The 14,538-nt window shown below is 40.5% G+C and carries 18 protein-coding genes; 6 read left to right on the forward strand and 12 right to left on the reverse strand.

Annotation, left to right across the window (positions count from 1 at the left end; genetic code table 11):
- Positions 1-208 precede the first annotated feature (208 nt).
- The 5 genes from AA0Y26_RS09300 to AA0Y26_RS09320 all read right to left on the reverse strand — a co-directional run bounded on the left by AA0Y26_RS09300 (position 209) and on the right by AA0Y26_RS09320 (position 3,403).
- On the reverse strand, positions 209-1,099 hold the full coding sequence (locus AA0Y26_RS09300; protein WP_413367206.1) for an ABC transporter permease: 891 nt from the start codon (positions 1,097-1,099) through the stop codon (positions 209-211).
- Positions 1,062-2,051: an ATP-binding cassette domain-containing protein gene (locus tag AA0Y26_RS09305; protein ID WP_413367208.1), complete on the reverse strand. Its 990-nt coding sequence runs from the start codon at positions 2,049-2,051 to the stop codon at positions 1,062-1,064. Before AA0Y26_RS09305 ends, AA0Y26_RS09300 begins: the two co-directional genes overlap by 38 nt.
- Complete coding sequence (locus tag AA0Y26_RS09310) at positions 2,017-2,439, reverse strand: DUF3021 domain-containing protein (protein ID WP_413367210.1); 423 nt, start codon at positions 2,437-2,439, stop codon at positions 2,017-2,019. The genes AA0Y26_RS09305 and AA0Y26_RS09310 overlap by 35 nt, the downstream gene beginning before the upstream one ends.
- Positions 2,436-2,888 carry a LytTR family DNA-binding domain-containing protein gene (locus AA0Y26_RS09315; RefSeq protein ID WP_413367212.1) on the reverse strand — a complete coding sequence of 151 codons (453 nt, stop codon included), beginning with the start codon at positions 2,886-2,888 and terminating at the stop codon, positions 2,436-2,438. Before AA0Y26_RS09315 ends, AA0Y26_RS09310 begins: the two co-directional genes overlap by 4 nt.
- Positions 2,889-3,091: 203 nt before the next feature.
- Entirely contained in the window at positions 3,092-3,403 is a 312-nt protein-coding gene (locus AA0Y26_RS09320; RefSeq protein WP_413367214.1) for a YunC family protein, read from the reverse strand.
- Between the two features lie 634 nt (positions 3,404-4,037).
- Between AA0Y26_RS09320 and AA0Y26_RS09325 the strand changes: the two genes are divergently transcribed.
- From AA0Y26_RS09325 to AA0Y26_RS09335, 3 genes are read left to right on the forward strand one after another with little or no spacing between them, the layout of a single operon-like run.
- Positions 4,038-4,508, forward strand: a complete 471-nt coding sequence (locus tag AA0Y26_RS09325; RefSeq protein WP_413367216.1) for a DUF4306 domain-containing protein — start codon at positions 4,038-4,040, stop codon at positions 4,506-4,508.
- Between the two features lie 52 nt (positions 4,509-4,560).
- Positions 4,561-5,121, forward strand: a complete 561-nt coding sequence (gene lepB, locus AA0Y26_RS09330; protein ID WP_413367220.1) for a signal peptidase I — start codon at positions 4,561-4,563, stop codon at positions 5,119-5,121.
- 28 nt (positions 5,122-5,149) lie between these two features.
- Positions 5,150-5,476 (forward strand): BRCT domain-containing protein, encoded by a 327-nt coding sequence (locus AA0Y26_RS09335; RefSeq protein ID WP_413367224.1) that lies wholly within the window; start codon positions 5,150-5,152, stop codon positions 5,474-5,476.
- 133 nt (positions 5,477-5,609) lie between these two features.
- Here AA0Y26_RS09335 and AA0Y26_RS09340 read toward each other — a convergent pair whose 3' ends face one another.
- Entirely contained in the window at positions 5,610-6,368 is a 759-nt protein-coding gene (locus AA0Y26_RS09340; RefSeq protein ID WP_413367226.1) for a response regulator transcription factor, read from the reverse strand.
- Positions 6,369-6,494: 126 nt separating this feature from the next.
- Between AA0Y26_RS09340 and AA0Y26_RS09345 the strand changes: the two genes are divergently transcribed.
- Entirely contained in the window at positions 6,495-7,961 is a 1,467-nt protein-coding gene (locus AA0Y26_RS09345; RefSeq protein ID WP_413367228.1) for an amidase, read from the forward strand.
- A 93-nt stretch (positions 7,962-8,054) separates the two neighbouring features.
- On the opposite strand, the gene AA0Y26_RS09350 is transcribed toward AA0Y26_RS09345, so the two are convergent.
- From AA0Y26_RS09350 to AA0Y26_RS09375, 6 genes are all read right to left on the reverse strand, one after another.
- Entirely contained in the window at positions 8,055-8,207 is a 153-nt protein-coding gene (locus AA0Y26_RS09350) for a hypothetical protein (RefSeq protein WP_413367230.1), read from the reverse strand.
- 228 nt (positions 8,208-8,435) lie between these two features.
- Entirely contained in the window at positions 8,436-8,552 is a 117-nt protein-coding gene (locus AA0Y26_RS09355) for a YjcZ family sporulation protein (RefSeq protein ID WP_413367232.1), read from the reverse strand.
- Positions 8,553-8,798: 246 nt separating this feature from the next.
- Positions 8,799-9,353, reverse strand: coding sequence for a gamma-type small acid-soluble spore protein (locus AA0Y26_RS09360; RefSeq protein WP_413367234.1), 555 nt, complete (start codon positions 9,351-9,353; stop codon positions 8,799-8,801).
- A gap of 413 nt (positions 9,354-9,766) precedes the next feature.
- A complete protein-coding gene (locus tag AA0Y26_RS09365; protein ID WP_413367235.1) occupies positions 9,767-10,117 on the reverse strand; it encodes a VOC family protein in 351 nt (116 codons plus the stop codon).
- A 408-nt stretch (positions 10,118-10,525) separates the two neighbouring features.
- On the reverse strand, positions 10,526-10,789 hold the full coding sequence (locus tag AA0Y26_RS09370) for a translation initiation factor 2 (protein ID WP_413367237.1): 264 nt from the start codon (positions 10,787-10,789) through the stop codon (positions 10,526-10,528).
- A gap of 736 nt (positions 10,790-11,525) precedes the next feature.
- Positions 11,526-11,915: a spore coat protein gene (locus tag AA0Y26_RS09375; protein WP_413367239.1), complete on the reverse strand. Its 390-nt coding sequence runs from the start codon at positions 11,913-11,915 to the stop codon at positions 11,526-11,528.
- 766 nt (positions 11,916-12,681) lie between these two features.
- Here AA0Y26_RS09375 and AA0Y26_RS09380 point away from each other — a divergent pair.
- Positions 12,682-13,224, forward strand: a complete 543-nt coding sequence (locus tag AA0Y26_RS09380) for an RNA polymerase sigma factor (protein WP_413367241.1) — start codon at positions 12,682-12,684, stop codon at positions 13,222-13,224.
- Positions 13,214-14,371, forward strand: a complete 1,158-nt coding sequence (locus AA0Y26_RS09385; RefSeq protein WP_413367243.1) for an anti-sigma factor family protein — start codon at positions 13,214-13,216, stop codon at positions 14,369-14,371. The genes AA0Y26_RS09380 and AA0Y26_RS09385 overlap by 11 nt, the downstream gene beginning before the upstream one ends.
- The last annotated feature ends 167 nt before the right edge of the window (positions 14,372-14,538 follow it).

Here is a 14,538-nt window from a genome sequence, read left to right on the forward strand (position 1 = left end):
CACGAAGGAGCACATTTCTTCTTTTCTATTGGTATGGACAGACTTTTAGGGTTTGAATAAAGCGAAAACGCTTGGAAAAAATCCAAGCGTTTGAAAATCTAATAAAAAATCAGCAGAAAGGGCGTACCAGTACGTATTCTTATTAGACATTTAGAATAAAAAATACACGACCAAGTGGCTGTAAGTACGGAAACTTTACGGGTAATACCTAGGAAAAAGTACGATTTGCGTCACATACTTTCTTATAAAAATATAAGGAAAGAACAGTGAAAACAACAATTGATAGGGAAATAAACAGAAGGCTGTAACCGTTAGAGATGATTGTTTCATTCCATTCATAATGTACACCAAAGTACACTTCGTAGTAGCTGGCTGCATCAGCATCCCCGTTAAATACCGTATTTATAGAATCCCGCATAAGGATCTCGCGAAACAGTACGGTAGTATGACTAATCGGAAATAGCATGATGACCTTCTGGACGAATTCAGGCACAGAGCCAAGCGGTACATACACACCGCATAAAAATCCAATGGAAGTCCCGATAATGGTACTTAATGTGGAAAAAGCCGTTTGTGTTGTAACAAGCAATGTAAAAAATAGATTAAAGACACTGCTGAGCGATACGGATAGAAGGATCACTCCGACAAGCATGCTGATTTTACCTGGTGAAAACCACTGTCCACCCATCACCACAAGGAAAATCTGGCAGCAAATAAGTCCGAATAGAGAAAGCGCAAGGCCGACCAAAAACGCGTTGATGACATAGCTGAGCTGAAGTTTGGCGCGGCTGATAGGGGCTGTCAGAAAATCAGCGAGCACCTTTGTTTCCATATCTTTAATCGCAATACCGAAAGCTGCCAGGGTAGATGTCACGGTAATGATGGAGAGGAGACCAGCTACCATCCATTCATTTACCATCACCTTCAACTCAGGCGCAGCAGGAACGAGCTGTTCAATCGCGTCAACCTGCGTTTTTTGAATGAAAATCGCGTATAGCAAAATGACGATAAAGACCGTTAACAGGGAAAAAAGGACAAGCATACGGTCCCGCCGGAATAATTTATTGTGCCGAATGACTAACTGTAACATGCTGTTCATCGTAAACCTCCTCCTCATTCAGCCGTATGAATACATCATCCATACTGCCCTTCGTTACTTCAAAGGAGCTGATCATCGTCTCCATCTCCGTTAAATACGCGAGGGCTTCCAGCGTTGAATGAATTTTAATGATAAAAATGCCGTTTTTCTGTGTAAAGGGCAAGCCTTTTGCTAGAAGAAGGTGCTGACCAGCAGTCTCATCGAGAAAAGTGATGGATAGTTCATCGCTTGCATGTTGTTCTTTTAGCGCGTTTGGTGTCCCCGCAGCGACGATTTTTCCGCGTTTCATAATGACAATCTCATCTGCCACCGCCGCTTCCTCCATGTAATGGGTTGTCAGAAAGATTGTCATGTTTAGCTGCTGCTGAAGACGTTTAATGGCTTCCCATACAAACAGGCGTGTCTGCGGATCAAGACCGGTCGTCGGTTCATCCAAAAACAGAATGGCCGGTTTATGAATAATGGCTCTTGCAATATCTGCCCGGCGTTTTTGACCGCCTGATAATGTTCCATAGTGCTGCTGCTCGATGTCTTGCAAATGGAGAGCTTGCTTGACGAATTGCCAGTTTTCGGCTAATTGTTTCTTGGAAAAGCCATATAAACGGCCGCGATGCAGAATATTCTCCTTTACAGACAGTTTTTCATCCAGCAGGCTTTGCTGAAAGACGATGCCGATGGATTTTCGGATCTGCTCATTATTTTGGGGACTGCCTAGAGTTATCCCGTTTATTTTTACAGTGCCCGACGATTTTTCGAGCAGGGTACATAAAATTTCAATCGTCGTTGATTTGCCGGCACCGTTTGTTCCAAGGAAGGCAAATAGGGAACCTCTTTTCACTTGAAAGGAGATATTCTTTACTGCCTGATGCGCCTTGTAGTTTTTTACAAGCTTCTGGACCTCAATAATGGGGTCTATATTATTCGTGCCGCTTACGGCTTTGTAAATGTTCATTAATTTCATCAACCTCGCGTTTCATAGTAAGTAAGATGAAAAACCATACAAGAGCATAGATGATGAGCTCGTTCAGAAATACGAACATGAATGTAGAGACATCTGAAAACCACGAACCGTATAATCCGCCAATGAATACACAAAGCGTAACAAAGGATAGGTGAATCAATAGCTGAACAGGCAAGGAAAAGTAGGATGTGTCGAATATCATCGTTACCAAGCCAATCGCGATGCCCATCGCTGCGGCAATGATCAGCTGTTCCATTAAAGCGCCGCCGGTTATTACAGCGTCGGGATCAGTCACTGCGCTGATTGTGACAAGCGTATAGGAGCAGCTGAGACCGATTAATAGGCCAATAAGGCAGGAACGGATTATTTTAATGATCATCGGGCATTCCTCCCAATTCCTAGTTTTTGTTTTAACGGTTTTAAGTAATTTCTGCTGACCGCTACCGTTGCCTCGTTATCAAGTATGAGAGTAGGTGTACCAAATCTTCCGAGCTGTATGGAAGCGATTTTGTTCATGTTCACGAGTGTCGACTTATTCACCCGCGTAAATTGTTCTTCCAGCAGCTCTTCCAGTTCATATAGCTTTCTTTTCGATTCGAACTCCTCTTCCTCTGTCTGAAAGAAAATCTTTGCCCCTTCCGCATAGACGGAGTAAATATCTTCTAACTTCAGCATATAAATCTCCTGTTCCTTGTAACCGTCGACCTTATTGACTTCAGGCAGTTTCAGGCGTTTCATCAGTCGTTCCACTTCATCGGAATATGCATCAGCATAAAGATGAACTTCAATTTCCTCATATTGTTTTTCTATCGTTACTTGAATTTTCATAAAAAACCTCCCCGGGTTATCTTAACTATAGCATCCGTTTTTACCGTTTACAGGAAAATGAAATGAAATGATGAAAAATCGTTATAAGCGGTCAATTACTTGAAATAAGGTGTCTAGTTTAAGGGGGGGTTGAAAAAATGAAAGACGCCCTCGATTGGCTGCATGCCAACAAAGGACGTCTAGAAATGGCTGACTAAAAGGCGTTAAATCATCTTCAGCAAAGCGTCTTTCCCGATCATTCCCGGGTAAATGCCGATTGCCTCGGCTTCAATCGTAATGGACTCAAGCGGGGCTTCCAGCAGCTGTTCAATCGTCTTCACGCCGACTGCGCGTCCTGCCAGAATCCGCCGATCTGCCAGCTTGCTATTTAAAAGACCGACGTCTAAAGCACCGCACATAATATAACCGTTATCGTTTGACACCGTCAGTAATGTTGTTTTTGGCAATGCAACGGTAACAGCGGTAAAAGGGTGCCCCCCGATTTCCAATGTCTCAATCGTAACCAAATAAATCATCCTTTCCTCTAGGGGTCATTGGCAGCACGTGTGTTGATTATCAAAATATTAGTTAGTGAGAAGCGTGTTTATTAGATAAAGGCCCATAGAAATGACACGCCAGTTGATTGAAGTGCAAGTGGCGAGGGTGTAGTTGATGGCATTCGCCTTTCACTACAGAGCAAAGCTTCCTTCGGGATCCGCTTGAGGTGAAGACCCCGCAGAAACGAGGTACGAGTGACGAGGAGGCTGAAGCCATGCCCGTGGAAAGCGAGCCCGCTGAAGCGGAAATCAACTTTCCATACGTTTCACTAATAATAAGAGGTAAATCAACACGCCTGCATTGACAGCATAAAAGCTTAAATGCGAGAACGTTGGCAGCAAATTGATGAATGAAAAGATTTCAGTTAAAGTTCTGCCGGATCATGAATGCGTAGAGAGAGCCTTTAATTTGGTCAGCGCTCTTCGTATAATGGCAACCAGCAGCAAAATCGTCAACACGCTGAATCAGCTCCTCTATGTAAACATATGCAGCAGGCGCAAAAGTGGTCCATAGAAGAAAAGCGCTGAATTTAACCTAAAATAAATGGAACTTTTAAGGAAATAGAACGTTACTATAAGAAGGAAGAAATAGGAAAGGGGAGTGAGCGGAATTATGTCCAAATACTTTGTCCACGTAGCGGTTGGATGTGCTATCTTTCTTGCTTCCGCATTTGCTGCTTTCTATGAGGGGAGTGCGCTGGCAGACAATTCATGGGAATGGAGCTATTCTACACCGATTACAAGCTTACTGGGAGTGGATGTGCGACAGGCTTCGGATATTTCGTCGTTTGACTTCTTTTACTATGCAGCGAAGTATGAACCGGCCTTTCCGCTCATCATGATGGCCAGCATTCTGTATATCGTATTGATCTGCGGCTTTATACTGCTGCGCTTGAAGAAACGAAAAGCGCTTCTTTATTTTGGCATTGTCGCTGTCCTCTCTTTTGGAGCAGTCGGCGTCTTGCTGGAAGCAAGCTCTTCAGGCAGCAGATGGTTTGTCCCGCTTTTCATCATTACAGCGATCGTTTCAAGCGTGTATGCTATAATAGCGGGGAAAGGCCTCGTTCGGCAAGCAAAAGTTTAAATAGGTTATATGCTGCGATGGCAGCACAAGAGGTGAGATGTTGGATAGAAATATGAGAAGAAAAGAACTGTTCGGCTTGGTGAAGGCAGTAGCTATGGCAGTGATTGCCGTTGTAGTCATCCGGCTTTTTTTCGTTACACCGGCTTCGGTGAGCGGGGCTTCGATGATGCCGACATTTGAAAGTGGCGATTATGTACTGTTAAATAAGCTTGGTCCTACGCTATTTGACTATGACCGGTTTGATATTGTCGTGTTTGAAACCGGCCAGCATGAAAATTACATCAAACGGATTATCGGGTTACCGGGTGATCATATCGAATATAGAGAAGACGAGCTATGGATCAACGGCGAGCGTTTGGATGAGCCTTATCTGGATGAGTATAAGCTGAAGCTGGCCGACAGCAGTCCATTAACTAGAGACTTTACACTGGAAGAGGTGCTTGGCCAGTCTGTCGTTCCGGAAGGCCATTATTTTGTGATGGGTGACAACAGAAGGGCAAGTGTTGACAGCCGTGATCCGCAAGTGGGCTTTGTCTCGGAAGAAGCTGTCGTCGGTAAGGCAAGTCTGGTATTTTGGCCATTTGATCATGCAAAAATGATTAAGAAAGAGTAGATATCGGGACAATTTTGGAGGTATTGAGATGCAGGACAGCAACACTATTTTTCTTACGGAACGAGAGGGATATAGTGGACATCCGCTTGTAAATAAGCAAATTGTGTTCACTGGTACGCTCTCCCGGATGACACGGGCAGAAGCGGCGAAGAGGGCCAGGCTCTGTGGCGCTGTTATACAGGGAGCTGTCACAAAAGAAACCGATTTTCTTTTCGTAGGCAAGCAGCGGAATCATAAAAGCACGAAACAGCGAAAGGCTGAACAGTTGAACAGCCTGGGTGCGGATATACAGATTATCGGGGAAGAGGATCTTTACTGGATTCTTTCCTTTGATGAAGGGGAAAGGGCGCTATAGGCTCTGTAAACCGAAACATCGTACAAGGTTTCCCGCGGTCTTTACATACAGAAGAGTGCTTGACAATTTATGGGGCTGGCTTCGAAAGCGATCATCACGTTTTCGAGCCGGCCCCGCACTATTTTTAGATATTTTACATTTCGTTATCGCTATAAATAACTGAATAATTAAAATATTTAGATGCCAGCTGTGTTCTGCTTGTCACTTGAAGCTTACGGTACAAATTTTGAAGATGTTTTTTCACGGTATTCTCACTGACAAATAACTGCCGCGCTATTTCCGCGTTTTTATAGCCCTTGCATACATAGTGTAAAAGCTCTTCTTCTCTTGCCGTAATGTGTGATAAGCGCATTGGTTCAACATAGCGATTTAATAGATACAGATGTTCAATCGTTTTCTTTAAATAAGCTAAAATCCACATATCACGATTCGTAAAATGATGCTCTCCGTCTTTTCTTAAAAAGCCGATTGCTGCAGTCGGCATATCATTTTCATATAAGTACATGACCATTTCATCCTTATATGAATGGGAATGCAAAAAGGTAGTGGTGTAAAACGTTTGTTTATCGGAAGACATCCCGCTATTATGCTGCATGCGCTGGATTGCCTGCTGATCTTGCCTATTACTAGGATGCAGCGGGTCGTAATATTGATAGATCGTTAAGTAATCACGCAGCGTATAATCCTCAATATTGAAACAAGTCGGTGCTTCGTGCAAGTCATTTTTTATTACATCCCAAAACAATGTGTGTTCATAACCAAAGCATTCCGCCAGTACATGTAAAACGTTTAATTTAACTTGTTCTTTCCGCTGGTTCGGATCGATATGTGAAATCTTATATACCGCCTCTAATAGTATTTTGTGACGTTTATCTCTAAAAATAAGAAACACTCCTTTTTTCTAGATATATAACTATATATTCTCTTTTAAGCAAAATTACCCTTTTGGGTAATAGGATTTTCATCTTACATTCTCTAAACTGAAATCGTACCATATTAACTTACTTGGGGTGATGGGATGAATTTAAAAGAGTATGCTTCATATGACGGGCTTGGATTGGCAGAGTTAGTAAAACGTAGGGAAGTGACACCTGAAGAGCTTGCAAAGCTGGCTGTGGAAGGGATTGAAAAAGTAAATCCTTCGATTAATGCTGTTGTCAGTGTACTGGAAGACCAGGCAGCTGCCGGTATTGCAAATCTAAACGAAAATCAGCCATTTGCCGGCGTTCCATTTTTAATAAAAGAATTAGTGCTTCATGCCAAAGGGGTTGCTCACAGCATGGGGAGCCGGGTAGCGGAAAATACCGTCATGCCGGTGGACAGCGAACTGATGAAACGATTTAAACAAGCAGGGCTTGTATTAACAGGTACGACGACAACGCCGGAGTTCGGGTACAACGCAGCAACAGAAGCTGTCATTTATGGTGCGACGCGCAATCCTTGGAATCTCGAGCATAGTCCAGGCGGCTCCAGTGGCGGTTCTGCTGCAGCCGTAGCGAGCGGCATTGTACCGCTTGCCCATGCAAACGATGGCGGCGGTTCGATCCGTATCCCGGCGGCATGCAGCGGATTGGTTGGCTTAAAGCCTACACGCGGGCGCATTCCAGCGGGGCCGTATAATAGTGAGCCACTGAACGGAATTGCCATTGAATTTGCGGTGACGAAAACCATCCGTGATACAGCTGCACTGCTCGACCAAGTAGCCGGCCCTGATTTAGGATGCTATTCAACATTGGAAATAAACCATGCACCTTATCGTGAGTCGATTCTACAAACTGTCCGTCCATTAAAAATTGCATGGACAACCGAGGCAAATTCGGGTGCCTATGTTGATCCGGAGTGCGCAGAAGCCGTTCAAAAAACCGCGAAACTACTTGAAGAATTAGGGCATGAAGTAGTAGAAGCCCGCCCTGTATACGAGCAAGCTTCCTTCACAAAAGCGACTGTTGATATTTGGACAGCCAATATTTATAAAATGATTGCAGGAGCCGCGCAAGGGACAGGAAACGTGCCTTCCCCGGAAACAGTGGAAGCGGCCATTTGGAAATGCTATGAATATGGCAAAGAGTTAAAAGCAAGTGAATTGCTGGACGCAATCAACACAAACGCTGTCGTCTCTAGACAAGTCGCACCGTTCTTTGAGGAATATGATATTTTCTTAAGCCCGACGATTGGCACACTGCCAGCGAAAATCGGTGAACTAAACGCCAACAACCCGAATATTTCAGCTGTAGAATGGACGGAGCAAATTTTCACCTATGCACCATTTACGAATTTATTTAATGCTACCGGGCAGCCGTCATTATCCTTGCCATTAGCAATGAGTAAATCAGGTTTGCCAATCGGTCTGCAATTTACAGCACGCTTTGCAGACGAATTAACATTGCTGCAGCTAGGCAGGCAGCTAGAGGAAGCAGCACCTTGGAAGGACCGAAAACCAGCTGTACATGTAAGCGAAATCAATATACCTGTCGTATCGTCTTAATGAAAAAGAGACTGTCCTCATGGGGCGGTCTCTTTTTCGTAATCAAAAATTTCTTCATCAAAAAAGGGCGCCGGAAAGTGCCCGCCAATCAGGTTATTTACGGTCAGTAGCTGATGATAAGTCATTTATCATATTGCTAACAGAAGTAAGTGTTTCCTCTACTGCTTTGTTGACTTCCTTTGAGCTCGGATGATTTTGGTCGATCTTACCGATAACAATATTTTTCCATTGAAAATATTTCTTCATGACAATCACCTCCTGATCAGGAGTATAAATCATGACGCTGCGTGAGCTTCAACGGAAAAGTAAAGTTAGGAAAGAAATAAATTGTGGAGTAAGTGAGATGTAACTAAATATGTATAGGAAGAATGATAAAAAGGATCACTCGGCGGAAAGTGATCCTAAACCAAAAATTAATGAGAGAGGCCAAGTTATGATTAAGTAACTACTGCAGCCAGCACACACTATGTTTTGTTAATACGAGACGAAAGTAGCCCCGACAATAATCAGAAGAATAAATAGGACAACAATTAGAACGAATGTTGAACCGTTGTTATTTCCATAACTATTACCGTATCCTGAGTATCCCATGAAAATCCCTCCTTTTTCCTTATTGTATTCATCAAAAGGAGAGAAGGCAGGGCAAAAGAACAGGAACAGCTTCTTTTATTATTCTGACTATAAAATGTATGGGGCAGCTGATATAGAAAATTTTGATACTGAACAATACGTAATGGAAACACTTTGTTGAGTAACGAATTAGGTGAATGAGTAAGCCGTAAGGTGGATAACAAAAAACCGGCAAAAAAAATTTGCCGGTTGGAGAGCTTAATGAGATTATTGATTATTATTTTGGTTACGGTTATTTACAACTGAACCAGAAGCTTGTTGTTTTCCAGCTTCTGCTTGTTGGATCTGTTGTCTAACTTGGTTAACGTCCGTTTCAGTTCCGAATTCCACGTTCATTGCACCTGCCATGTTTTGGTTAGCAGTATTTGCAAATATACCAGAAGCTTGTTGTTTTCTGGCTTCCGCTTGTTGAATCTGTTGTCTAACTTGGTTAACGTCCGTTTCAGTTCCGAATTCCACGTTCATTGCACCTGCAATGTTTTGGTTACGGTTATTTACAACTGAACCAGAAGCTTGTTGTTTTCTGGCTTCCGCCTGTTGGATCTGTTGTCTAACTTGGTTAACGTCCGTTTCAGTTCCGAATTCCACGTTCATTGCACCTGTAATGCTTTGGTTAGCATTATTTACAACTGAACCAGAAGCCTGTTGTTTTCTAGCTTCCGCTTGTTGGATCTGTTGTTTCACTTGGTTAACGTCCGTTTCAGTACCGAATTCAGTATTCATTTTTTGGTTGAAGTTTTTATTGTTTGTCATGAATTTCACCTCCTGCAATTAGTCTGTACACAGGAGGTTTTATTATGCGGTAAAAAAATTTATCTTTTTCATAATAATGTACATGGAATGGCGGTGGAACTAGCCAAACTTTATTTATTGAAACATAACCATGTGGCAGCAAAATATGCTTTGCCTACACGAAATTGACCGTGTAGCAGCACAAGATTTATCAAGTAGACAGTCAGCTTGACTGTATGGCTGCTCATTCAGCTTGTTTATATACAATAAAAGTGGTTTTTAACAATACAGAACGGCCAATAGCTGCATATCCAGTAAACGACTCTATAAAACCGACTGTTAAAGCCTTATGTAGCAATACGTTTAAATATCCATGAATGTTTTATGAAACGATCGATTATTCCAATGTGTCTTATCCCTCAAACGCTAACCATGCGACAGTTTTAACATTGGCAAACCATTAAGTGGTTACCATCAGGGTCTTTAAAGTTAAACCATTGGCCATGCTCAATTTCTGTTGTTAATTCGACATTCTTACTCTTCATAAACGCATATGCGTGTTCTATATGATGAGTATTCAAATGAAAAGGCGGAGTTTTGAAAATCGTATCTTCTGAATAAATCTTGCTATCTAATACAATTCCCGTTCCGTTCATAGGTAGGATATACAAATGCCCGAATAAAATTTCACCATCCGGTAACAAACCTAATATGTCACAATACCAGTTCCGAGCTTCTTCAATATTGCTTACAGGAATAAAAATAGTGCCAACTTGATTTAAAATAGGGTTCATAAATTACCTCCAAATTTAGCTATATAGGTCTAATTCGTCGTGTATTAATTATTCCCTTCTTGTTGAACCATACTGACTCCGTTAGTGAAATATCGGCGTGTAGCGAATGCCGGTACGGCTTTTTTGTAAACAATATAACTTTGTTTCAAAACGAAACGGCCTGTTTGAAACAAACCGCACAGTATAAACATAGAAGGTGTAAAGACAATAAAAAACCGACTTGGTCAGCCGGTGATAGACGATAACATTTATGGATAAAAAATAAATAGAAAACGGTCACCCCAAAATTCGAAGTGACCTAAATATCAGAAGAAGTGGAGTGTTAGAAAGGTGTAATCATTTTATATTATAGAATATGAAGTGAAGTTAAGCTTAGTTAGCCGAATGTCCCTTATATTGGGAACATTTTTATTTCATCATCCTTTTGACTTCTTTCAATTCGTTTATTATATAGTCTATTTCCCGCTGCATTTTTGAGGAATGTTTTGATTGTTCATCGGAATTTGCGGAATTTTGATTACTTGACCTCAGCAAAGCATCTAGCGCCAGACCAGCGGCAATTGTCTCGATAGCATCTCCCAGCGTAACAATCGATGCGCCAATAAATTCGAGTCTTGCGATTTGAATTTCTAGTGAGTCAGAGGAGTTTTCCGATTTTCTTTTGTCATTCATCCAAATATCCTCCTTAATTTGGAATGGAAACGCGAATCGTCCTAACATCTTATGCATTTGTTTTATAAAAGGTAATCTGAATTTTCGTTTTTACAAATGGCAGGTATGTTTTATTTAGTCAAACAAATAATTAGAACTACATCCGTTCATTGCAGGATAGGTGGATGAGAAGAAAATCTTTTGGTGATTGGGCTATTATGTATTTTGATCAACTCAGTCATTATAGTAAACAAAGATTCTTCAGCGCATAAAGAGAGAAAGCACCTGAAGAAGCCGGGCAGATTTTATAAGAGATAAATACGAATGAAAAAGTTATGGCGCTAACTTTTGAAGGCGTCCCACATAAAAAATACATACTAGCAGTTCTAGATTTATTAGAAAAGTACAATGTTTAAGCAATATATTTTATGGCAGGCCTACATATTGATTAGAATCCAGAGGTAACGTTGAAATGTATGAAGAAGAGATTTATCGAGTAGTGGGTACGCCTTTTACTATAGGGAACAAAGGAACTAATCGTAAGGAATATATATGATTGAAGGGAAGCTTTATAGGGTGGGATTGCGTTTAATCCGTGAGAATGCATTGAAAATGTTGTAAAAGTATATCTATAATTATTGACCATTCCGCTAATGAACAGCAGAAACATATGGTGACTCGTTACCATGAGTAAAAGCCATCCCCACTAGTGTAGAGGATGGCTCTTCAGAACAGTATAAATTGAAAGGTAGACTATTTATGAACCAAATTTGATGATTAGCTGAGCTAATAATTGGATTGCTGCTTGCACTACTACATCAATTTGAACTTCCGTTTGTCTAACAGTAATTGCATCAGAGTCAATAATCGCAACTCTTTGTGTTTCGCTTTGCGTAACTTCTAAATTTTGAGCAATTTTTTGAAGGTTTCTTACATCAGCATTATCATCTGAACCAAATGCTATAATTGCAGCTTCGATAGCAGCTTGCAGGGCAGCCTGAACTAAAACAAGCCCTTGAACTTCCGTTTGTGTCACATCAACAGTATGAGAGTTACGAATAAATAACCCTTGGTATTGAAATTGATTTACTTCTAGATTATTCTCAGTTTGTTGTGGCGCTTTTTTTGCATTTCCATTACTTGACATAGACAAATCTTCTCCTTTTTCGTTTATTTTTTCTTTCCTTCATAGAGTATTCTTCAGTCGCAAAAAGCTATAGACGAATATCTTAGGTAACTAGTAATTTTTTTGATTATTAGTGGTAAGCCAGTAATTAAACAACTACTTGAAATGTTCTTGCACCTATATTTATATGGACAGTGCTTAAATGAATTTAAAGTGAATGGTGAAATAAAAAATAGCCGATTCTGTAAAGCGAAAATCAACTCGGGGATAATGGTCTATCCATAAGGAGTAGAGAAAAGTATAAACACTAAATTGAAAGGCAATCCCTTTATAGGAGGGTTGGGGAATAAACAGCAGAACAAAAATCTTTAGGATAGAAACTAGAAGGTTACAAAATAATAAAAAGCCGAATTCGTCAGTCGGTGATAGAGCGTGCTATTTACCGAGCAAAATAGAAGCGAAACAGCATCGTTTTTGTCCGTCTAAAGTGCTTGAACGAAGCTTAGCTCTTACTATAAGGATTATTGGATTTTCTATATACTCGATAGCAAAAGTTATTTTTACATACAAAGAAATTAGCACTTTTAAAATTGATTGGTATAATAGGTCCTAATATTTGGGCTGGAGTATAGAAGTGAGGAATTTTCATAGAGGTTGTCCAATAATGGACAGCCTCTATTTTTATCGCGACAATCAATTTACCAATCCCTCCTTATATGGAAATAATTTAAAATATGTTGAGAGGAAACGATGATTTGTTCGTTATAGTAGTAGGGAGGTGAATCGAATGGAGATGGATGAAGTGATTGAAAAGGTAATAAACGGAGAGAATCGATATTTCGTACACCTTATTAAACACTATGAACAGAAAATCTTTACTACCGTTATACGAATCGTCCGCAACCGTGCTGTTGCAGAGGATATCGTTCAGGATATTTTCATTAAAGTTTACTATAGCCTACATATGTATGAAAAAACCGGCTCTTTTAATGCCTGGATCTACCGAATCGTCGTCAACATTTGTTTTGATTATTTACGAAAACAGAAGCATCAAACAACACCCGTTGATATCGATATACCGGATAGTCGTTATCCTGAAAAAATAGTTTTACTACGTGAAAGGAATGAGCAATTAGAACAGCTTCTTCAACAGTTAGATGAAATTGATTACTTGGTATTGTTACTGAAATATGTAAATGGGCTTAGCTACTATGAGATTAGTGAAGTGCTACAAATTTCTTTAAACGATGTACGTAACAAACTGCACCGCAGTAAAAGAAAACTACGGTCAATTGTAACGACAAAGGGAGGCTATTTTTATGAAATGTGATTTGGAATTGTTGGAAGATTATGTAGAAGGTTTTTTAGAAACGAGCGAACTGCAAAAAATCGAGGCTCATTTGGTATGCTGCGGAAGTTGTCAAAATGAATATAAGCAATTAGTAAATGAACAAAAAGCTTTAGTTGCACAGCTCAATACAACGATGATGACCCATAGTCAAAGTCATGTCATTATGAAGCATATTCATTCGAATGCTCAGCGAAAAAAATCCTGGCGCACTTTGAATATATCTATAATCAGTGCAGCGGTTATTATGTTAAGCTTTGCATTTTATTATTGGAATCATACACCGAATGAAGTTGCACAGCCGATTGACAGGCCAACGCAATCAGTCGAAACGAATGGAAATGAGCAGGAAGAATTTTTAACAAGTGAACAAGTACCAAGATATGATGAGCCATTTTTGGATGTGTCGATTAATGAGGTGATGGAAAACGGAGACAACACTGACATCTCTTATCGTGTCAAATTCAACGATAAATACCAGCGATACAATGATAATTTGTATGATCAGGTTCGAACGCGATATCCCTATGAAGAACGTGCTGACCAAGCGCAGATCGATCATACACAGGACGAATTTTTCGGTAAAGTAATGACAAACGCTCATATCGCTATTCGAAATGAAGCAGGGGAATTAATTGCAGGGCATGTTGAAGGGGAGCAACCTATGCTTGAAAATTGGGGAGTTAGTGGTAAAGGAACTGATGTATTGGGGGAAATGATCTACACCATATCTGTTCCGAGCTATACAAAACCAGCGAAACTCGAAGTGCTGGCAATGGAAGCAGAGGTGCTTGATTTATACGAAACGAAAGTGACTTCAGCACATTTACAGCCATTTCAGTTTGAAAACGCAACCTATTCTATTGATGCATTAGAAATAAAGCAAGGCACACTAAACATTCAAATTTCCACGGAAGGCGAGCCAAAAATCCGTATTAAAGGGTGGGAGATTGTAACGAATAATCGGTTGACTATTCCAGATCGTGGATCTATCGATTTCATTAATAATCGTACCATTTATACGCTGCAATTTAACGATTACCAGGAAATTCCAAGTTCATTTAAGTTAGTACCATTTACTGTCATGATAAAAAAACAAATTGAGCCGCTCCTATTAGAATTGGATTGACTACAAATTTACTTTCACTCTTTGTAACAGCAATCGCAGCAAAGAAACAAGATTACTGCTTAAACTTCTTCTGCAAAAGCAAAAGCAGGAGGTGCACTATCTTTTTCACGATTGAAACTATACATTGAACATGTTAACTACAACCCTCGAAAAACATAGGGCTGACA

The organism is Lysinibacillus canaveralius (genome assembly GCF_047301505.1).
In the GTDB taxonomy this organism is placed as follows: Bacteria; Bacillota; Bacilli; order Bacillales_A; family Planococcaceae; genus Lysinibacillus_B.